Annotated in this window: 21 protein-coding genes; 10 read left to right on the top strand and 11 right to left on the bottom strand. The window is 62.9% G+C overall.

Going from position 1 to position 20,271, the window contains the following annotated elements; genetic code table 11:
• Window positions 1-40: 40 nt before the first annotated feature.
• Entirely contained in the window at window positions 41-751 is a 711-nt protein-coding gene (locus tag QFZ91_RS18735; RefSeq protein WP_429568043.1) for a pseudouridine synthase, read from the top strand.
• Between the two features lie 167 nt (window positions 752-918).
• Complete coding sequence (locus QFZ91_RS18730) at window positions 919-1,107, top strand: hypothetical protein (RefSeq protein WP_429568042.1); 189 nt, start codon at window positions 919-921, stop codon at window positions 1,105-1,107.
• A 114-nt stretch (window positions 1,108-1,221) separates the two neighbouring features.
• On the opposite strand, the gene QFZ91_RS18725 is transcribed toward QFZ91_RS18730, so the two are convergent.
• On the bottom strand, window positions 1,222-2,253 hold the full coding sequence (locus tag QFZ91_RS18725; protein WP_429568041.1) for an NAD-dependent epimerase/dehydratase family protein: 1,032 nt from the start codon (window positions 2,251-2,253) through the stop codon (window positions 1,222-1,224).
• A 94-nt stretch (window positions 2,254-2,347) separates the two neighbouring features.
• Here QFZ91_RS18725 and QFZ91_RS18720 point away from each other — a divergent pair, with 94 nt between their 5' ends.
• The 4 genes from QFZ91_RS18720 (at window position 2,348) to QFZ91_RS18705 (ending at window position 5,920) form a co-directional block, all read left to right on the top strand.
• On the top strand, window positions 2,348-3,379 hold the full coding sequence (locus QFZ91_RS18720; RefSeq protein ID WP_429568040.1) for a CDP-6-deoxy-delta-3,4-glucoseen reductase: 1,032 nt from the start codon (window positions 2,348-2,350) through the stop codon (window positions 3,377-3,379).
• 313 nt (window positions 3,380-3,692) lie between these two features.
• Window positions 3,693-4,877 (top strand): acetylornithine transaminase, encoded by a 1,185-nt coding sequence (locus tag QFZ91_RS18715; RefSeq protein WP_429568039.1) that lies wholly within the window; start codon window positions 3,693-3,695, stop codon window positions 4,875-4,877.
• 19 nt (window positions 4,878-4,896) lie between these two features.
• A complete protein-coding gene (locus tag QFZ91_RS18710) occupies window positions 4,897-5,370 on the top strand; it encodes a GNAT family acetyltransferase (protein WP_429568038.1) in 474 nt (157 codons plus the stop codon).
• A 256-nt stretch (window positions 5,371-5,626) separates the two neighbouring features.
• Complete coding sequence (locus tag QFZ91_RS18705) at window positions 5,627-5,920, top strand: GYD domain-containing protein (RefSeq protein ID WP_429568037.1); 294 nt, start codon at window positions 5,627-5,629, stop codon at window positions 5,918-5,920.
• A gap of 108 nt (window positions 5,921-6,028) precedes the next feature.
• Here the strand turns inward: QFZ91_RS18705 and QFZ91_RS18700 are convergent, their stop codons facing one another.
• The 7 genes from QFZ91_RS18700 to QFZ91_RS18670 form a co-directional block, all read right to left on the bottom strand.
• A complete protein-coding gene (locus tag QFZ91_RS18700) occupies window positions 6,029-6,733 on the bottom strand; it encodes an ABC transporter ATP-binding protein (RefSeq protein WP_375792148.1) in 705 nt (234 codons plus the stop codon).
• A 17-nt stretch (window positions 6,734-6,750) separates the two neighbouring features.
• Window positions 6,751-7,542 carry an ABC transporter ATP-binding protein gene (locus tag QFZ91_RS18695; RefSeq protein WP_027198609.1) on the bottom strand — a complete coding sequence of 264 codons (792 nt, stop codon included), beginning with the start codon at window positions 7,540-7,542 and terminating at the stop codon, window positions 6,751-6,753.
• A 20-nt stretch (window positions 7,543-7,562) separates the two neighbouring features.
• On the bottom strand, window positions 7,563-8,732 hold the full coding sequence (locus QFZ91_RS18690; protein ID WP_013094583.1) for an ABC transporter permease subunit: 1,170 nt from the start codon (window positions 8,730-8,732) through the stop codon (window positions 7,563-7,565).
• 26 nt (window positions 8,733-8,758) lie between these two features.
• Window positions 8,759-9,709 (bottom strand): branched-chain amino acid ABC transporter permease, encoded by a 951-nt coding sequence (locus QFZ91_RS18685; protein WP_429568036.1) that lies wholly within the window; start codon window positions 9,707-9,709, stop codon window positions 8,759-8,761.
• 228 nt (window positions 9,710-9,937) lie between these two features.
• On the bottom strand, window positions 9,938-11,140 hold the full coding sequence (locus QFZ91_RS18680) for a branched-chain amino acid ABC transporter substrate-binding protein (protein ID WP_429568035.1): 1,203 nt from the start codon (window positions 11,138-11,140) through the stop codon (window positions 9,938-9,940).
• Between the two features lie 545 nt (window positions 11,141-11,685).
• A complete protein-coding gene (gene ispH / locus QFZ91_RS18675; RefSeq protein ID WP_176385394.1) occupies window positions 11,686-12,645 on the bottom strand; it encodes a 4-hydroxy-3-methylbut-2-enyl diphosphate reductase in 960 nt (319 codons plus the stop codon).
• 2 nt (window positions 12,646-12,647) lie between these two features.
• Window positions 12,648-13,103 (bottom strand): FKBP-type peptidyl-prolyl cis-trans isomerase, encoded by a 456-nt coding sequence (locus QFZ91_RS18670; RefSeq protein ID WP_429568034.1) that lies wholly within the window; start codon window positions 13,101-13,103, stop codon window positions 12,648-12,650.
• Between the two features lie 211 nt (window positions 13,104-13,314).
• Between QFZ91_RS18670 and radC the strand changes: the two genes are divergently transcribed.
• The 4 genes from radC to nadB all read left to right on the top strand — a co-directional run bounded on the left by radC (window position 13,315) and on the right by nadB (window position 16,673).
• The gene (gene radC / locus QFZ91_RS18665) at window positions 13,315-14,226 is read left to right on the top strand and encodes a RadC family protein (protein ID WP_429568033.1); all 912 of its coding nucleotides are present in this window, start codon (window positions 13,315-13,317) and stop codon (window positions 14,224-14,226) included.
• Window positions 14,227-14,436: 210 nt separating this feature from the next.
• Complete coding sequence (gene rpmB, locus QFZ91_RS18660; protein ID WP_006050117.1) at window positions 14,437-14,670, top strand: 50S ribosomal protein L28; 234 nt, start codon at window positions 14,437-14,439, stop codon at window positions 14,668-14,670.
• Window positions 14,671-14,680: 10 nt separating this feature from the next.
• Entirely contained in the window at window positions 14,681-14,848 is a 168-nt protein-coding gene (gene rpmG, locus QFZ91_RS18655) for a 50S ribosomal protein L33 (RefSeq protein WP_008919555.1), read from the top strand.
• A gap of 226 nt (window positions 14,849-15,074) precedes the next feature.
• Window positions 15,075-16,673 carry an L-aspartate oxidase gene (gene nadB / locus QFZ91_RS18650; RefSeq protein ID WP_429568032.1) on the top strand — a complete coding sequence of 533 codons (1,599 nt, stop codon included), beginning with the start codon at window positions 15,075-15,077 and terminating at the stop codon, window positions 16,671-16,673.
• 124 nt (window positions 16,674-16,797) lie between these two features.
• Here the strand turns inward: nadB and nadC are convergent, their stop codons facing one another.
• The 3 genes from nadC to QFZ91_RS18635 all read right to left on the bottom strand — a co-directional run bounded on the left by nadC (window position 16,798) and on the right by QFZ91_RS18635 (window position 20,188).
• Window positions 16,798-17,721: a carboxylating nicotinate-nucleotide diphosphorylase gene (gene nadC, locus QFZ91_RS18645; RefSeq protein ID WP_429568031.1), complete on the bottom strand. Its 924-nt coding sequence runs from the start codon at window positions 17,719-17,721 to the stop codon at window positions 16,798-16,800.
• Window positions 17,721-18,860 (bottom strand): quinolinate synthase NadA, encoded by a 1,140-nt coding sequence (gene nadA, locus QFZ91_RS18640; protein WP_176110268.1) that lies wholly within the window; start codon window positions 18,858-18,860, stop codon window positions 17,721-17,723. The genes nadC and nadA overlap by 1 nt, the downstream gene beginning before the upstream one ends.
• A 131-nt stretch (window positions 18,861-18,991) precedes the next feature.
• Window positions 18,992-20,188, bottom strand: a complete 1,197-nt coding sequence (locus QFZ91_RS18635) for a DesA family fatty acid desaturase (protein ID WP_176385386.1) — start codon at window positions 20,186-20,188, stop codon at window positions 18,992-18,994.
• Between the last annotated feature and the right edge of the window lie 83 nt (window positions 20,189-20,271).

The following is a 20,271-nucleotide window of genomic DNA, read 5'->3' as shown; positions in this document are numbered from 1 at the left end:
CGGGGCGCTCCGGTTCTTGCGGTGTTATTCTTCGCTCGCCATGAATCTCGAAAGCATCCTCTTTACTCAAGGTTTCGGTTCGCGCCGCCAGTGCCGCGCGCTGATCGGCGACGGCCGCGTCGGCATCGACGGCGCAATCTGCACCGATGCCGACGCCGATTTCGCCGTTGATAGCGGCGCGTTGCGCTTTAGCGTCGACGGCGTCGAGTGGCCGTATCGCGAGCACGCGTATCTGCTGCTGAACAAGCCGGTCGGCTACGAATGCTCGCGCGATCCGCAGCATCATCTGAGCGTGTTCAGCCTGCTGCCGCCGCAGTTCGCGGAGCGCGGCGTGCAGTGCGTCGGCCGCCTCGATCAGGACACCACGGGCCTCCTGCTGCTCTCCGACGACGGCAAGTTCGTGCATCAGTTCACGTCGCCGAAACGCAAGGTGCCGAAGCTCTACGTCGCGATCACGCGCCATCCGCTCGATGACGCGCAGCTCGCCGCGCTGCGCGACGGCGTACTGCTGCACGGCGAGACCAAACCGAGCGCCGCGCTCGACGCACAGGCGCGCGACACCCACACGCTCGCGCTCACCGTGCTGGAAGGCAAATACCACCAGGTCAAGCGGATGATCGCGGCCTCGGGCAACCGCTGCGAGGCGCTGCATCGCGAGCGGATCGGCGGCCTCGCGTTGCCCGCGACGCTCGCGCCAGGTGCATGGCAATGGCTCGACGAAGCGGGCCTCGCCGCGCTGCGGGCCGGGTAAACGACTAGCGCGCGGTGAGCGCCACCTAAGCCCTTGATGCGCCGAAGAAAGCCCGCGCGCATTGCGGTGCACCGCACATAGACCGCTGCGTTGCAGCATGCCGTTGCTTACATGTCGCCCTATACTCGTCTAAACAAACGACTACAAAGATTTCAAGGAGGGGCGCCATGCATATCGACGGCACGATGGCGTTTTCGCGCGCGATCATCGCGTTTATCTGTTTCGCGCTGCTGCTGGTCGGTGGATTGCTGGTCATCATGCGGCGGCGGCACCAGTACCATCCGAACCTGATCGGCGCGTTGATCGGCGGCATGCTGTGCTTCCTGTTGCTGGAAGTGCTGCCGACGCTGACCTGATGCCGGTTGGACCGCGGCTCGTTTTGCGCGGTGCATTGATGCGGTGCGGCGCAGGTGCTATTTCTGCGGGGCCAAGTGGCCTCGCGAGGCGGCATTTTGCTTCCTGTTGTTTATCTAGCCGCCGTTCCCCTTCGCTTCGCGCAAGAAATCGTCGACGCTCGGATAGCGCAGACGTACCCGTAGTTCCTCCTTCAGACGCCGATTCACAAGGCGGCGCGACTCGCGCATGAACGACAGCAGCATCGGATCGATCTGCCACTCCGCCTGCTCGCGCGTGATGCGCGGCGCTCGCGCGAGCCCGAACGCATCGGCGACCGCGTCGAAATACTCGCCCATCTTCAGCGACGAATCGTCGGACGCGTGCAGCGCACGCGCGGGGCGGCCATGCGTGGCGAGACGCACCAGGATCGCGGCGAGGTCGTCGGCGTGGATGTGATTCGTGTAGACGTCGTCGGCATCGACGAGCGCCGGGGTGCCTCTTTCGAGCCGCGCGAGCGGCAGGCGGTTGGCCGCATAGATGCCCGGAATCCGCGCGATGCTCGCGGCGACGCTGCCGTGCGCGGTCGCGCGCCGCAACTGCCGCTCGGCCGACACGCGACGTTTGGCGCGCGCATTCGCGGGCCGCATCGCGCGTGTTTCGTCGATCCACGCGCCGCCGCAATCTCCGTAGACGCCCGTCGTGCTTGCGTAAACGACCCGCACCGGTGCCCGCGAAGCGCCGGTCTGGCACACCCCGTCGGGTACAATAGCGGGTGTTTCAGCGTCCAGACTTGAAGCGCGCGCGCGGCGCAGCCGCGCGATCGGCGCGACCGACGGCCTCGCCGCGCTAGCGTTCAAGCGGCCCGCTGCACCTAGCGTCGCAAGCAGCGCGCGAGTGCGCCGGTCGTCGTCGCCGGACTTCTGCGGTGGCGCGAGATGCAGCACCGTCGGCGCGAGGCGCGCGAGCCGTTTGAGGCTGCGGCGCGCGTCGAGATCGCCGACGAGCGGCGTCACGCCCGCGGCGCGCAACTCGTCGCAGCGCGCGGCGTGGCTGGTCAATGCGAAGACATGCGCGCGCGGCCGCAACAGAGGCACGCAGCGCATGCCGACGTCGCCGCATCCTACGATCAGCACGCGCGGCCGGCGGAAATTTCGTGTCGCTTTCATGGTGGGCGCATTGTAGCGGTCACACGCAACAGGTACCGCGCGGTTGATCCGGCGGGTCCGATTTCGATTCCGTTTTTTCGATTCCGAACACTTTATGGCATTTAACGTCACGCTCCGGCAAAGCGGCCGGCAGTTTCAGGTAGAACAGGACGAACCGGTGCTCTCCGCAGCCCTGCGCCAAGGCATCGGCCTGCCGTACGGCTGCAAGAACGGCGCGTGCGGTTCGTGCAAGGGCACGGTCGTGAGCGGCGAGGTCGAACAGCGCGCGCACTCGTCGTCGGCGCTGTCGAACGACGAAAAGACCCGCGGCATGGCGCTCCTGTGCTGCGCGACCGCGTGCTCCGATCTCGAAGTCGACATCCGCGAAGTGGCCGGCGTCGGCGACGTGCAAGTCAAGAAGCTGCCGTGTCGCGTAAACGCGATCGAGCGCAAGGCCGACGATGTGATCGTCGTGAAGCTGCAACTGCCCGCGAACGAGCGCCTGCAATATCTGGCCGGCCAGTACCTCGAATTCATCCTGAAGGACGGCAAGCGCCGCAGCTATTCGATGGCGAATGCGCCGCACGTCGAAGGCCCGATCGAGCTGCACATCCGCCATATGCCCGGCGGTGCGTTCACCGATCACGTGTTCAGCACGATGAAGGAGCGCGACATCCTGCGCTTCGAAGCGCCGCTCGGCACGTTCTTCCTGCGCGAAGATTCGGACAAGCCGATCGTGCTGCTCGCATCGGGCACCGGCTTCGCGCCTCTGAAGGCGATCGTCGAGCATGCGGTGTTCAAGAACATCACGCGCCCCATGACGCTCTACTGGGGCGCGCGCCGCAAGAAAGACCTCTATCTGCTCGAACTCGCCGAGCAATGGGCGCGCGAGATTCCGAACTTCAAGTTCGTGCCGGTGCTCTCCGAGCCCGATGCGGGCGACGCATGGACGGGCCGCACGGGCTTCGTGCATCGCGCGGTGATCGAGGATCTGCCCGATCTGTCGGCCTACCAGGTGTACGCATGCGGCGCGCCGGTGATGGTCGAATCGGCGCTGCGCGACTTCACGCAGCATCACAAGCTGCCGGAAGACGAGTTCTACGCGGACTCGTTCACGAGCGCGGCCGATCTCGCGAACGCGGTCTGATTGCACGCCGGCAATTTCGCCCCGATGCAGCACCAGTGCAAATTCATGGTTTACACCGGTGCTTTTCTTATCGTATTCTTTCGCGCATGAACCGCATCCAGTCCGAACTCCGACGTCGCCGCTCGCCGCTCCCCTAGGGACGCCGCTGGCTTCGTCACGGACTCGCGCCACACTCAAACCTGGGCGCAAGCTGTTCGAATCATGAAAGCCACGGCATGCCGTGGCTTTTCTGTTTTCCGGCCGCCGTTTTTATTGGCCAAACCGTCACCGTTTCTTCACCCTGCTCTTACCCTTTTGCCTGGAGCCTGCCGTCATGAATTTCAATGAGTATCCAATCGATTCGCTGATGTACATCACGAACCGGCCCGAAATCGTTTTTACGCACGGTAAAGGCTCGTGGATTTACGACAACAACGGCAAGCGCTACCTGGATTTCATTCAGGGCTGGGCGGTCAACAGCCTCGGCCACTGCAACGACGGCATGATCGAAGCGCTGAACAGCCAGGCCAAGCTGCTGATCAACCCGTCGCCGGCGTTCTACAACGAGCCGATGGCGAAGCTCGCGGACCTGCTCACGCAGCACAGCTGCTTCGACAAGGTGTTCTTCGCGAACAGCGGCGCCGAGGCGAACGAAGGCGCGATCAAGCTCGCGCGCAAGTGGGGCAAGAAGTTCAAGGACGGCGCGTTCGAGATCATCACGTTCGACCACAGCTTCCACGGCCGCACGCTCGCGACGATGTCGGCCAGCGGCAAGCCGGGCTGGGACACGATCTACGCACCGCAGGTGCCGGGCTTCCCGAAGGCGGACCTGAACGACATCGCGTCGGTGGAAAAGCTGATCAACGCGAAGACCGTCGCGGTGATGCTCGAGCCGATCCAGGGCGAAGGCGGCGTGATTCCCGCAACCCGCGAATTCATGCAGCAACTGCGCGAGCTGACGAAAAAGCACAACATTCTGCTGATCGTCGATGAAGTGCAAAGCGGCTGCGGTCGCGCCGGCACGCTGTTCGCGTATCAGCTGTCGGGCATCGAGCCGGACATCATGACGCTCGGCAAGGGCATCGGCGGCGGCGTGCCGCTCGCGGCGCTGCTGTCGAAGGCGGAAATCGCCGTGTTCGAAGCGGGCGACCAGGGCGGCACCTACAACGGCAATCCGCTGATGACCGCGGTCGGCTACTCGGTGATCTCGCAGCTGACGGCGCCGGGCTTCCTCGAAGGCGTCCGCTCGCGCGGCGAATATCTGCGCACGAAGCTGCTCGAGCTGTCCGAGGAACGCGGCTTCAAGGGCGAGCGCGGCGAGGGTCTGCTGCGCGCGCTGCTGCTCGGCAAGGACATCGGCAACCAGATCGTCGAGAAGGCACGCGAAATGCAGCCCGACGGCGTGCTGCTGAACGCCGCGCGTCCGAACCTGCTGCGTTTCATGCCGGCGCTGAACGTGACGACCGAAGAGATCGACCAGATGCTGGCGATGCTGCGCTCAGTTCTCGACTCGCTGTAATCAGCCCCGGAGCGCACCGATGACGACGAACGCGACGCTGTCGATCCGCCGCTTCGACGCGAGCGATACCGAAGCGGTGATCGCGCTATGGCAGCAGGTGTTTCCCGAATATCGCGACGTGACGCGACCGCAGCGCAATCCGCGTCTGTCGATCGCGAACAAGCTCGCGACGCAACCGGAGCTGTTCTTCGTCGCGGTGCTCGACGGCCGCATCGTCGGCACCGTGATGGGCGGCTATGACGGACACCGCGGCTGGCTGTATTCGCTTGCGGTCGACGCATCGCTGCGACGTCATGGCATCGGCACGCGGCTCGTCGCGCACGTCGAGAGCGAGCTGACGAAGCTTGGTTGTCCGAAGCTGAACTTGCAGGTATTGACGTCGGCGTCGGCTGAAGTGCGCGCGTTCTACGATGCGCTCGGCTATCGCGCCGATGCGGTGATCAGCCTCGGCAAGCGCCTCGGCCAATACGCGGATGCAGCCCCGGCGGGTTGATTCGCGTCGTACACCTGATTAAAGACGGCCGCATGCGCTGGTTGGCGCATGCGGCCTTTTTCATGGTTCTCTCACGTGCGGCGCACATATCGGCGAATTCGGACAAATAGCAGATGGCGGGCAGACGGATTGCCTAGAATCGTTTACGCAAGAGACGACGCCGGGCTGGATGAGACGTTCGCGGCGGTTCGCGACGCTCCCCGCGGCGGCTCATGCATCCGAGTCCCAACGCGTTTGAATCCTAAGGGGAATCTTCATGGCGACTTATGTGGTGCTCCTGCAATTCACGGATCAGGGGATCCGCGCGATCAAGAACACAGCGCAGCGAGCCGGGCAGACGGCGGAGATGGCGAAAACTTTTGGCTGCGAGATGAAGCAGATCTACTGGACCTTGGGGGAATACGACATTGTCTCGGTCATCGAAGCGGCAGACGAGCAGAGCTTCCTCGCCTTCGGCTTCGCGCTCGGCTCGGCCGGCAATGTCCGCTCGCAAACACTGCGTGCGTTTACCAAAGACGAAATCAGTGCGGTTATCGGGAAACTCCCATAATTCACGCACGGGTCAGCAAGAAAAAACGCGCCGCACGATGTTGCATCGTGCGGCGCGTTGCAAGAAGGAGGTGTGCGAAAAATGGCACACGTCCAACTCTTCAGCTACTCATTCACCCAGGTAAGCGGCCCGCACCTTCGGATCGTCGAGCATCTGCTTCGCGTCGCCCGACATCGTGATAAGACCGGAGTCCATCACGTAGCCGCGATTGGCCGCCTGCAGCGCGAGCCGCGCGTTCTGCTCGACGAGCAGCACCGTCATACCTTCAGCGGAAATCGAGCGCACCACTTCGAAGATCTTCTCGACCATGATCGGCGACAGACCCATCGACGGTTCGTCGAGCAGCAGCAGTTTCGGGCGCGAGATGATCGCGCGCGCCATGGCGAGCATCTGCTGCTCGCCGCCCGACAACGTGCCCGCGTATTGCGAGGCGCGCTCCTTCAGACGCGGGAAGAAGCCGAACATGCGCTCGACGTCCGACTTGATACCGTCGGCATCGTTGCGCAGATACGCGCCCATCTGCATGTTCTCGACGATCGACATACGCGCGAAGATGCCGCGACCTTCCGGCACCATCGCGAGACCGCGCTTGAGCAGCTCGTGCGCGGGCAGGCCTTTGATCGACTGGCCCATGTACTCGATGTCGCCGGCCGCGTACGCCTTCAGGCCGGTGATCGCCTTCATCGTCGTGGTCTTGCCCGCGCCGTTCGCGCCGATCAGCGTAACGAGTTCGCCCTGCCCGACCTCGAGGTCGACACCCTTGACCGCCTGGATGCCGCCGTAGTTGACCTGCAGGCCCTTGATTTTCAACATTGCTTGCGTCGTGGACATCAGTGGACCCCCGCACCCAGATAAGCTTCGATCACCTTCGCATCCTTCTGCACGTCCTGCGGCAGACCCTGTGCGATCACCTTGCCATAGTCGAGCACCGTCATCTGGTTGCACAGGCCCATCACGAGCTTTACGTCGTGTTCGATCAGCAGAATCGTCTTGCCGTCCGCGCGGATCTTGTCGAGCAGCTTGGTCAGCTCGACCTTTTCGGTGGCGTTCATGCCGGCCGCCGGTTCGTCGAGCGCGAGCAGCTTCGGATCGGTCGCCAGCGCACGCGCGATCTCCAGACGACGCTGGTGGCCATACGACAGGTTGCGCGACGTGTAGTCCGCGTACTGCGTGATGCCGACGTAGTCGAGCAGTTCGAGCGCGCGCTCCTTGATCTCGCGCTCTTCCTGGCGTTCGGCCGGGGTCTGGAATACCGCGCCGAGCAGACCGTGTTTGGTGCGCACATGACGGCCGACCATCACGTTTTCGAGCGCGGTCATGCCGCCGAAAAGGCGAATGTTCTGGAACGTGCGCGCAATGCCCGCCTTCGCGACCTGATAGACCGCGGTCGGCGTGTAGTTCTCGCCGTCGAGCTTGAACTCGCCCGAATCCGGCGTGTACAGACCCGTGATCACGTTGAAGAAGGTCGTCTTGCCGGCGCCGTTCGGGCCGATCAGACCGTAGATTTCGCCCGCGCGGATCTGCAGGCCGACCTCGGAAAGCGCCTGCAAACCGCCGAAGCGCTTGTTGACGCCCTTCACCGACAGACGGATCGCCGCGTTGTTGCTTACGTTATCGCTCATGTCTTCTTCTCCACCGGACCTTATGCGCGCACCGGCTTCTTGCCGCTACGCTTCGCCAGTTTCGCAATCTTGTCTTCGTGCTTCGGCGCGGGCCACAGGCCTTCCGAGCGATACAGCATGATCACGACCATCGCCAGACCGTACAGCAGCTGACGGATCACTTCGGTATCGACGATTTCATGGCCGAAGATCATGTTCTGCAGCGGACCCATCGTGGAGCGCAGGAACTCGGGGAACACAGCGAGCAGCACCGCGCCGAGAATCACGCCGGGAATGTGGCCCATGCCGCCGAGCACCACACAGGCGAGCACAACGACCGATTCCCAGAACGTGAACGACTCCGGCGACACGAAGCCCTGGAACGCACCGAACATCGCGCCCGACAAGCCGCCGAACGACGCGCCCATCGCGAACGCGAGCAGCTTCACGTTGCGGGTGTTGATGCCCATCGCCTTGGCGGCAATTTCATCTTCGCGGATCGCGGCCCACGCGCGGCCGATACGCGAATGCTGCAGACGCGTACACGTCCAGATCACGAACAGCGCGCACAGCACGAACAGGTAGTAGTACAGGTACACCGCCGGGAACTGCATGCCGAACAGCGAGTGCGACTGCGCGAAGCTGAAGCCGCCGATCTGCACCGGCGCGATCCCGGTGATCCCCTTCGGACCATTGGTGATGTTCACCGGACGGTCAAGGTTGTTCATGAAAATCCGCACGATTTCCCCGAAGCCGAGGGTCACGATCGCCAGGTAGTCGCCGCGCAGACGCAGCGTCGGCGCGCCGAGCAGAATCCCGAACATCGCGGCCAGCGCCATCGCGATCGGCACGATGATCCAGATCGGCACGTTCAAACCGTGCGGCGCGAGCGCCGCGATCCACTCGAATTGCGTCGACAGGTGCGGCGAGCTCAGCAGCGCGGCCGTGTAGGCACCGATCGCGTAGAACGCGATGTAGCCCAAGTCCAGCAGGCCGGCAAAGCCCACCACCACGTTCAGGCCCAGCGCGAGCATCACGTACAGCATCGCGAAGTCGAGCACGCGGACCCAGTAGTTGCCGCCCGCCGCGCCGATGATCATCGGCGCGGCGATCACGAAGATCGTCGTAAGGATGCCGATGGTCAGCGTCTTCGTGCGGTTCTTTTCGGGGATGAGCGTTGTGGACGGCTCGATCGGTTGAATTGAGGTCATGATTGTTGACTCCTTGTGGCCCGGGATCAGGCGCGATCCGCGACACGTTCGCCGAGCAGACCCGACGGACGGAACACGAGCACGACGATCAGCACGATGAACGCGAACACGTCCTGGTAGTTACTACCGAACACGCCGCCCGTGAGGTTGCCGATATAGCCGGCGCCCAACTGCTCGATCAGGCCGAGCAGCACGCCGCCGACCATCGCGCCGCCGAGATTGCCGATACCGCCGAGCACCGCCGCGGTAAAGGCCTTCAGGCCAGGGATGAAGCCCATGTAGAAGTGCGCGTTGCCGTATTCGGACGCGATCATCACGCCGGCGAGCGCCGCGAGCGCCGAGCCGATCATGAAGGTCGCCGAAATCACGAAGTTCGGGCTCACACCCATCAGGCTCGCGACGTTCGGATTCTCGGCGATTGCGCGCATCGCGCGGCCGAGCCTGGTCTTATGCACGAGCAGCAGCAGGCCGCCCATCACGATGAACGCCACCACGATGATCACGATTTCGGTCATCGAGATCACGGCGCCGGGCGTCGTGTCGGTGGCCTTGATCACGTTGATCGGGTCAGTGGGCAACAGCTGCGGGAACGGCAGCGGATTGCGCGACCAGATCATCATCGCGAGCGTCTGCAGCAGAATCGACACACCGATCGCGGTGATCAGCGGCGCGAGACGCGGTGCGCGGCGCAACGGCCGGTAGGCCACGCGTTCGATCGTGTAGCCGACCACCGAGCAGACCGCCGCCGCGATGAGCAACGCGATGACCAGCGTCAGCACGTTGCCGAGGCCGGGGAAGTGGTTCTGCAGCACACCTATGGCGGAGAGCGCAACCATCGCGCCCACCATCAACACATCGCCGTGAGCGAAGTTGATGATGCCCAGAATGCCGTAAACCATCGTATAGCCCAGTGCGATGATGGCGTAGACACTGCCAAGCACCAGTCCATTCAGGATCTGCTGGATGAAGATATCCATTTATTGCTCCTTAGCCCGTGCGACTGGATTCGCGTTTTTCATCTGCCGGTGGGCGGTGATGCACTACGAATCTCAACGGCACTGCGGGTACTGATGTAAAAGACCGGTAAGGGTTATCCGCTGCCGGCTTGCCTTGACGACCGTGATGCGGTCGCGAGCTCCCCTTGGGCGGATGCAAAAACGGCACCGTTGGATGGTGTCGGTGCCGTCAGGCCGAACTTCCCGTCATCACATCTTTACGACGTCGAGCACTGCTTTCTTGCCGTCCTTGAAGTCGTAAAGTGTAATGGCGCCCTCTTTCAAATCACCCTTGTCGTCGAACGCGATGTGGCCGATTACCCCGTTGTAATCGGTCGAAGGCATCGCAGCCAGCACCTTGGGCGCCTCGATCGAATTAGCGCGCTTCATTGCATCGACGATCACGTACACAGCGTCATACGTGAACGGCGCGTAAATCTGCACCGGCGTGTGGAAGCGGTCCTCGTACTTCTTTTCGAAGTCCGCTCCATTGGTCATTTTCGAAAGCGCGAGTCCTGCTTCCGAACAGACCAGGTTTTGCACGGCGGTACCCGCCAGCTCACCTACCTTGTCGGTACACACACCGTCGCCGCCAAGGATTTTTGCCCTGATACCGAGCGCCGCCGCCTGCTTCGTAAACGGCCCGCCCGTCGCGTCCATGCCGCCGAACATAATCGCGTCCGGCTGAACACTCTTGATCTTCGTGAGAATGGCCCGGAAATCCGTGGCCTTGTCGTTCGTCGCCTCCCGCGCGACGATCTTCGCGCCGCTCGCCTCGGCGGTCTTCGCGAATTCGTCCGCGAGACCTTTGCCGTAGGCGGTCGCATCGTCCACGATCGCGATGCGTTTGGCGCCCAGCGCCTTCGTCGCGTAATTGGCGAGCGCCGGACCCTGCTGCGCGTCGGTCGCGACCACTCTATAAGTCGTCTTGAACCCCTGCTGCGTGTAGGCCGGATTTGTCGACGACGGCGAGATTTGCACGATGCTCGCGTCGCTATAGAGCTTCGACGCCGGAATCGAGACCCCGGAGTTCAGGTGCCCGATCACCGCGACGACGTGATCGTCCACCAGCTTCTGCGCGACGGCGGTGCCCGCTTTCGGGTCCGCCGCATCGTCCTGCGCGTCGAGTTGCAGCTGGATCTTGCGACCGTCGATCGTCAGACCCTGCGCATTGATTTCCTCGACCGCGAGGCGCGCCCCATTTTCGTTGTCCTTGCCCAGGTGCGCGATGCCGCCCGTCAACGGGGCCGCGTGACCAATCTTTACGATAGTCGCTTCGCTCGCGGCGGCGAGCGCAGCGGACGAAGCCGCCGATGCGCCCGCTGCCGCTTCGCCATCCTGTTTCTTGCCGCACGCGGTCAGCATCGCAACCGCGGCCGCGATGGACACGGCGTAAGCAAATTTGACTCGCATCAAGTAAGGTCTCCTGCGCCTTGCAAAATCCACTGTCCAGGACCTCAAGGCCTTGAGAACGCGCGCATTGTAACTCCAATTATGCGGGTGGCAATATTGTTGAACCGGTGGGGTTTTCCTGCATTGCAACCTGATATTGAAAGCAAAATCCGCGGAAAAGAGCAACCCGGTTGCGATCCGTTTGCGTGCATCAGTTGCACCGTCTCCGAACCCGATGGCACCAAGTGTTGCGGTCCCTCGGCGTGAATGCCGGCTAGGCCGGGGCTTGCGTCGGATACGTCCTTTTATCCCACGCGCGGCAAGAGCACCAATTCAGTGCATGATTAATTCGTCCTAAGCTTTTTGCCTAGGCTAAAACGGGGGCGTATCGCTCGAAAATCAATAAAACACCCGATCACAATTCCAAAACAGTTTGTGCGCGAGAGCACTGAAACGTGCGAATTCATTCGATCCGCACCTGATTTTCTCAGTGCCTCCACAGACTCGCGCCATAAAAAAAGCGCGCCCGAAGGGCGCGCTTTCCTTTCAGCGATGCTAACGGATTGTCAGGCTGGCAGACCGAGCCCGCGCGGCAGCGGAAACGCGATGTTTTCCTCGATGCCTTCTAGCGCACGCACGTTGCGCACACCCAGTTCACGCAGACGCGCGATCACTGCCTGGGCGAGCACCTCGGGCGCCGACGCACCGGCGGTCACACCGATGCGGCGCTTGCCCTCCACCCAGACCGGATCGATCTGATCGGGCGAATCGACCATGTAGGCCGGTACGCCGAGCTTCTCGGCGAGCTCGCGCAAGCGGTTCGAATTCGAGCTATTCGGACTGCCGACGACGATCACGACGTCGCACTTCGGCGCCATGAACTTCACGGCGTCCTGGCGATTCTGCGTGGCATAGCAGATGTCCTGCTTCTTCGGCTCACGGATGGACGGATACTTGGCCTTCAGCGCGCCGATGATTTCGGCGGCGTCGTCGACCGACAGCGTGGTTTGGGTGACGAACGCGATCCGCTCGGGATCGGCGAGCTGCAGCGCCTGCACGTCTTCGATGTCCTCGACCAGATGCATGCCCTCGGCCGCTTGACCCATCGTGCCTTCCACTTCCGGGTGGCCCTTGTGGCCGATCATCACGATGTCGAAACCGTCCTGGCGCATCTTGGCAACTTCGATATGCACCTTGGTCACGAGCGGACAGGTCGCGTCGTACACCCGCAGCCCGCGTGACTCCGCCTCCGAACGCACGGCTTTCGACACGCCATGCGCGCTGAAGATCACCGTGTTGCCAGCCGGCACTTCCTCCAGGTTCTCGATGAAGATCGCACCCTTCTTGCGCAGGTCTTCGACCACATAGGCGTTATGGACGATTTCGTGACGCACGTAGATCGGTGAGCCATACAGCTTGATGGCTCGCTCGACGATCTCGATCGCCCGGTCGACGCCGGCGCAGAAACCGCGTGGCTGGGCCAGCAGGATCTCCGCTTCGGCAAGAGTCGTATCCGTGATGCTCATGTTTACAAAATCCCGATGATTTTCACTTCAAACGCCAGCGCCTGGCCGGCAAGCGGGTGATTGAAATCGAACAGGGCGGACGTTTCGCCGACTTCCTTCAGCACGCCGGCGTAGCGCCCGCCGCCCGGCGCGTTGAATTCGACCAGGTCACCCGGGGAAAAATCCTCGCCGATCATGCTGTTCTCCCGCAGCGTGGCGAGGGACACGCGCTGGATCAGATCCGGATTGCGTGGGCCGAACGCCTGACCCGGCGCTAGCTGAAAGGTCGAATGGTGGCCCACCTTCAAACCCAGCAAAATATCTTCCAGCGGCGGCGCCAGTTGACCTGCACCGAGCAGCAACGTGCCCGGCTTGTCGTTGAACGTGTTGATCACTTCGGCGCCATCGGCAAGGGAAAGCCGGTAATGCAGCGTGACGTGTGAACCGGGTTTCACCTCGGAAATATCGATGATGCTCATGCAATGCTCGCTCAGTCGAAGCGCGCTGCACGCGTGCGCCGCGGGCGCAGTCGACGCGTGTGGCAAACCGTCGGGGTGCCGTGCGCAAAGCGTCTATTGTAAGCCACCTAGCGGGCGCCGGCTTGAGTCCGTCGCGCGTGAGGGTGGCACGGCAGTCCGGCGCGTTGCGCCGCGTGTGCGCCGTCAACCTTACGCGGAGGACTCTATATATATGGCTGATTTCGCCAGCACAATCGACGAAACACCTGCGGCAAAACTGCGACCGAAGGCGCGCCCACGCGCCACGGGCGGCGCGAAAGCCGCCTCCAATCGCTCCGCCAGGACCCCCTCAGATCCCGCCGACTCGGCGGTCCGCAGCCGGCGGCAACTGTTCCGGGGCAAATGGCTCCGGCGCGACATGCCGCGCGAGCGACTGATCGACCAGGGCCCCGACGTGCTGTCGGACACCGAAATGATCGCGCTCGTGCTCGGCTCCGGCCTGCCCGGTCACGACGTGTTCAGCGTCGCGCGGACGCTGCTCGATCGTTTCGGCTCACTGCGCGCGATGCTCGACGCGACTTATCAGGATTTCGATGGCATTCGCGGCATTGGCCCTGCAAAAAAGGCGCAGTTGCTCGCGATCATGGAAATGGCGCGCCGCTCCCTCGTGGACAAGATGCGCAAGCGCCCGCTGATGAATTCGCCTGAAGCGGTCGAAAGTTATCTGCGCCTTCTGATCGGCGGACAGCCGCAGGAGGTGTTCGTGTCGCTGTTTCTCGACGCGCGGCATCGGCTGATCCGCTGCGAGGAAAGCGCGCGCGGCTCGCTCACGCGGATGGCGGTGTATCCACGGGAGATCGTGCGGCGGGCGCTCGCCGCGAACGCGGCCAGCCTGATCGTTGCGCACAATCATCCGTCCGGCGCCGTCGAGCCGAGCGCGAGCGACTGCCGCCTCACGCAGACACTGCGCGACGCGCTCGCGCTCGTCGATGTGCAGCTGATCGATCATCTGGTGATCGGCGCGGACAGCGTATACTCGTTCGCCCGCGCCGGCTGGCCGGAGCTCGCACGCAAGCCTGCTGGAGCGCGGGAAGCGGAAGGGCCACCGCACGACGCCGTGCCCGGCGTCGCAAATAAGGTTTGATTTTGCGGCTTTTTTTCTGCTAGAATTCCGGTTTGCCTATTTCCAACCCCCTGTTCCGAAGCCATCAAGGCGTTCCGCAAAGGTCAGGCGGCTGTGGTAGCGAAGTGCCTCGATGCAAATTCGACGCAAGTTCGCACACTCTCAGCGCGGCTCTTTTCGGGAAACTTTCACGGCGTTCGAACTCAGAATTAGCGTATTAGGAGTGCTCTCATGGCACGCGTATGCCAAGTAACTGGGAAAGCGCCGATGAGCGGCAACAACGTTTCCCACGCGAACAACAAGACCAAGCGCCGGTTCCTGCCGAACCTGCAAAGCCGCCGTATCTGGGTGGAAAGCGAAAACCGTTGGGTGCGTCTGCGTATTTCGAACGCCGGCCTGCGCCTGATCGACAAGAACGGTATCGACGCTGTGCTCGCAGACCTGCGCGCACGCGGTGAAGCCTAAGGAGTAAATCATGGCGAAAGGCGCACGCGACAAGATCAAGCTGGAATCGACCGCAGGCACGGGTCACTTCTACACGACCACGAAGAACAAACGCAACATGCCGGAAAAGATGCTGATCAAGAAGTTTGATCCGGTCATCCGCAAGCACGTTGACTACAAGGAAACCAAGATCAAGTAATCTTGGCTCTCCAGCCTGACGAAGGCAAAAACATGAAAAGCCTCGCATCCGTGCGAGGCTTTTTTGTTTTTGGGCGGGCTTCGCGATAGCGCAGCAATGCCCGCGCAAATCGCCCTATTCCGTTCGGCCTGCTTTCGCTAGTGCGTCGTGGCGCGTATCCTTTGTCGTTTTCGCGGCGTGCGGTTCGCACGCCGTCATCGCAAAATGAAAGACGGAGATGTGGGTAATGGAATTCGATGTGGCGATTGTCGGTAGCGGTCTGGCTGGTTTGAGCGTCGCGCTCAACCTCGCGCAGACACGGCGCGTTGCTGTGATCGCCAAGCGATCGCTGACCGAGGGCGCGAGCGACTGGGCGCAAGGCGGTATCGCCGCGGTGCTGGATTCCGCGGACAGCGTCGAAAATCACGTGCGCGACACGCTGATCGCGGGTGGCGGTCTGTGCGACGAGGCTGCGACGCGCTTTATCGTCGAGCATGGGCGCGATGCGATCGAATGGCTGATCGAACAGGGCGTGCCATTCACGAAAGACGACGCCGCCGAGCTGGGCTTTCATCTGACGCGCGAAGGCGGCCATAGCCATCGCCGGATCATTCATGCGGCCGACGCGACCGGCCATGCGGTCGTCGCCACGCTCAGCGAGCAGGTGCGCCATCATCCGAACATCACGCTGTTCGAAGATCATCACGCGATCGACCTGATTACGTCCGAACGCCTCGGCCTACCCGGCCGCCGCTGCCATGGTCTGTATGCGCTCGATCTGCAAAGCGGCCGCACCGTTACGATCGAAGCGCCGCATACGGTGCTCGCGACCGGCGGCGCGGGCAAGGTGTACCTGTACACGACCAACCCCGACACCGCGACCGGCGACGGCATCGCGATGGCATGGCGCGCCGGCTGTCGCGTGGCGAACATGGAATTCATCCAGTTCCACCCGACGTGCCTGTTTCACCCGTACGCGAAGTCGTTCCTGATTTCGGAAGCAGTGCGCGGCGAAGGCGGCATTCTGAAGCTGCCCGACGGCACACGCTTCATGCCCAATCACGACGAGCGCGCGGAGCTTGCGCCGCGCGATATCGTCGCGCGGGCGATCGACTTTGAGATCAAGAAACGCGGTATCGACTGCGTGTACCTCGACATCAGCCACCAGTCGGCCGCGTTCCTGCACGAGCATTTCCCGACGATCCTCGCCCGCTGCCTCGAGTTCGGCATCGACATCACGAAAGAGCCGATTCCGGTGGTGCCGGCCGCGCATTACACGTGCGGCGGCGTCGTCACCGATCTGGCGGGGCGCACTGACCTCGCGGGTCTCTACGCGGTCGGCGAAACGTCCTGCACCGGCCTGCACGGCGCGAACCGGCTGGCCAGCAATTCGCTGCTCGAATGCCTCGTGATCGGCCGCGCCGCTGCCGAGGCGATCGAAGCGGAAGGCTTCGCCGCCGCCGTGCATGCGCCGCTGCCGGCTTGGGACGAAAGCCGCGTGTCCGATCCGGACGAGGAAGTGGTGGTCGCGCACAACTGGGACGAACTGCGCCGGCTGATGTGGAACTACGTCGGCATCGTGCGCACCGACAAACGGCTCGAGCGCGCGAAGCACCGGCTCGCGCTGTTGCGCGACGAAATCCACGAGTACTACGCGAACTTCAAGGTAAGCCGCGATCTGCTGGAGCTGCGCAATCTGGTCGACGTGGCGTCCCTGATCGTGGACGGCGCGCGCTCGCGGCGCGAAAGCCGCGGCCTGCATTTCAGTCGCGACTGGCCGGCCACATTGCCCAAGGCGCTGCCGACGGTGCTCACGCCAAAGTATGTCCGCAGGCCGAATGCCTGATGGCATCGCGCCGGAGCGTACGCTGAAACGGCGCCGCAAATAACAAGGCCATTGCCGGCAAACTCCGGCAATGGCCTTGTTCAATCGTCGTGGGCGTCGATCGATGCGCTAAGACGCGCGACGCTCAAATGATCCGCATCGAGTAGTCAGTTGCACGCACGTCCTTGGTCAGCGCACCAATCGACACGCGATCCACGCCCGTCTCCGCGATCGTGCGCACGGTCTCAAAATTGACGCCGCCGGACACCTCGAGCACCGCGCGCCCGGCCGTGACGCGAACCGCCTCGCGCATCATGGCGAACGAGAAGTTGTCGAGCAGAATCGACTCCGCCCGATGCGCGAGCGCGGTTTCCAGTTGTTCGAGCGTTTCGACTTCGATCTGGATGGGCACGCCCGCATTCAACGCGAGAGCCGCGTCCATCGCCGCACCCACTCCGCCGGCCGCCGCAATGTGGTTCTCCTTGATCAGAATGCCGTCGTACAACGCGAGTCGCTGATTGGCACCGCCGCCGACGCGCACCGCGTACTTCTGCGCGAGCCGCAAACCCGGCAGTGTCTTGCGCGTATCGAGAACGCGGGTGCTCGTGTGGGCAATCGCGTCGACATAGCGGCGGGTTGCGCTTGCCACGCCCGACAGCAGTTGCAGGAAATTCATCGCGTTACGCTCGGCGGTCAGCAGCGCCCGTACCGGCCCGCGCAGATCGCAGACCGTCGTATCGGCGCTCATGCGGTCGCCCTCGCGGTAACGCCATTGAACTTCGATGCGCGGATCGACCGCACGCATCACCGCGTCGAACCAAGGCACGCCGCATAGCACCGCTTCCTCGCGCACGATGATGCGCGCGTTGCGAACGTCATCGGCAGGCACGAGGCGGCCGGTCTGATCGCCGCTACCGATATCTTCGGCGAGCGCATCGGCGACGTTGCGCGCGAGCGCAGCGTCGAACGCCTCGCCGTACTGCGCGTAAATCTCGGCGAAAAGCGGCGATGTTGCGTTGGCCCCATCGCGCGCCACTGCCTGCTCGGGCGCCTTCTGCACCACCGTCATTACGCTGCTCCCACGTTCGAATAGAGTTGCGCGTCGCGCGCGAGATCGCCGCTCGCCTGCACGCGCTTCTTGTGACGTGCCGCGAAATCGAGCATACGGTCGATCGGCAGACGCGCCCGCTCACCGATCGCGCGATCGACGAAGATCTCGTTATGGCCGCGCTCCAGCACATCGGCCAGATTCGCGAGGCCGTTCATCGCCATCCACGGGCAATGCGCGCAGCTCTTGCAGGTCGCGCTGTTGCCGGCCGTCGGCGCGGCAATCAGTGTCTTGCCGGGCGCGGCGAGTTGCATCTTGTGCAGGATGCCGAGGTCGGTCGCGACGATGAAGTGCGTCGCGTCGAGCTTCTGCGCAGCGTCGATCAACTGCGTGGTCGAGCCGACGACGTCCGCCAGCGCGACCACGTTGGCCGGCGACTCCGGATGCACGAGCACCTTCGCGTGCGGATATTCGGCGCGCAGCAGATCGAGCTCGATGCCCTTGAATTCGTCGTGCACGAGGCATGAGCCCTGCCACATCAGCATGTCCGCGCCGGTCTTGCCCTGGATGTAGCTACCGAGATGACGGTCCGGTGCCCAGATGATCTTCTCGCCGCGCGCATGCAGATCGGCGACGATCTCCAAACCGATCGACGACGTTACCATCCAGTCCGCGCGCGCCTTCACGGCTGCGCTCGTGTTCGCGTACACGACCACCGTGCGGTCCGGGTGTGCGTCGCAGAATGCCGAGAACTCGTCGGCCGGACAGCCGAGGTCGAGCGAACAGGTCGCGTCCAGATCCGGCATGAGAATGCGCTTGTCCGGACTGAGAATTTTTGCGGTCTCACCCATGAAGCGCACGCCCGCGACCACCAGCGTCTGCGCTTCGTGATCGCGCCCGAAGCGCGCCATTTCCAGCGAATCGGCCACGCAGCCGCCGGTTTCGTCTGCGAGCTCCTGCAATTCAGCGTCGACATAATAATGCGCGACCAGCACCGCTTTCTCGCGCTTGAGCAATTCGCGGATGCGCGCCTTCAGCGCCCGCTTCTCTTCCGCGGACGGCGTCTCGGGCACCTTCGCCCACGCCTGCCCGATCCCGCAGGTCGTGCCCTGCGCCTGAGGCCGATCGAATTCGACGGTCCTGATCGCCTGCTGCTCCATCATCTCCTCTCACCTCACCTGGCCGCCGCGGCTTGCCACTCGCGCAACACGCGCGATGCGTTTCCACGGCCCAAAAACGCAAAAACCCCGCCAACGCGGGGTTTTGTGACGTCCTGAAATTTTAATAGATTTCAGGCATATCGACGCAGTCGCATCGCGAAGTCTTGCAGCGCCTTGATGCCGCTCTGCTCGGCGCGATGGCACCAGTCCTGCAATTGCGCCAGCAATTGCTCGCGCGACGCGTTGGAGCGCTCCCACATCGCCGCCAGTTCGTTGCGCATATCGATGTAGGTCTTCAGCTTCTGGCTGCTCGCGAAAATCTGCGGCAGCTGGAGCTTCTGCGGCTCATTAAGGCCCGCCTCTTCCTTGTGGAACCAGCTACGCGCACCGCGCATCACCTGATACTTCTCGCGCGCGCCGACTTCCTTCAGATGCGCGAGCTCCTGACGGTACGCGCGCTTGATCGCCTTCGCGTAACGCTCCATCACTTCGTAGCGGTTCGCGAGCACGGCCTGCAGCGTGTCCTGATCGAGCACGAGCTTGCCGGTGGTCAGGCGCGGCGTCGGCGCGATCTTCTTCACCTTGGCCAGACGAAACGCCTGCATGATGCGGATGTACATCCAGCCGATGTCGAACTCGTACCACTTGTTCGACAGCTTCGCGGACGTCGCATACGTGTGGTGATTGTTATGCAGTTCCTCGCCACCGATGATGATGCCCCACGGGAAAATGTTGGTGCTCGCATCCGACGAATTGAAGTTGCGATAGCCCCAGAAGTGCGCAAGACCGTTGACCACGCCCGCGGCCCAGAAAGGAATCCACACCATCTGCACGGCCCAGATGGTCAGACCGACGACGCCGAACAGCGCGACGTTGATCACCATCATCAGGCTCACGCCGAGGATCGGGTATTTCGTGTAGACGTTGCGCTCGAGCCAGTCATTCGGCGTACCGTGACTGAACTTGCGCATCGTTTCTTCGTTTTTTGCTTCGGTGCGATAGAGTTCGGCGCCTTCGAGCAACACCTTCCAGATGCCGCGCGTCTGCGGGCTGTGCGGATCCTCTTCGGTTTCGCACTTCGCGTGATGCTTGCGGTGAATCGCCGCCCACTGGCCGGTCAGCATGCCGGTGGTCATCCACAGCCAGAAACGGAAAAAATGGCTCGCAATCGGGTGCAGATCCAGCGCGCGGTGCGCCTGGCAGCGATGCAGATAGACGGTCACGCCGATGATCGTGATGTGCGTCACGATCAGCGTGTACACGATGAGTTGCCACCACGAGAAATGCAGCAGTCCGTGGGCAAGGAAATCAAGCAAAGAATTCAACAAGGTAAGTTACCTGCAGAACGAGAGATACGAAGCACACGCGGCGCGCGTGTCATGAAAGTGAAAGCATACAGCGGGATAGGACG

Source organism: Paraburkholderia sp. JPY419, assembly GCF_050435705.1.
Classification (GTDB): domain Bacteria; phylum Pseudomonadota; class Gammaproteobacteria; order Burkholderiales; family Burkholderiaceae; genus Paraburkholderia; species Paraburkholderia youngii.
The sequence above is the reverse complement of the archived record's forward strand: the minus strand, read 5'-3'. Positions and strand labels throughout refer to the sequence as shown.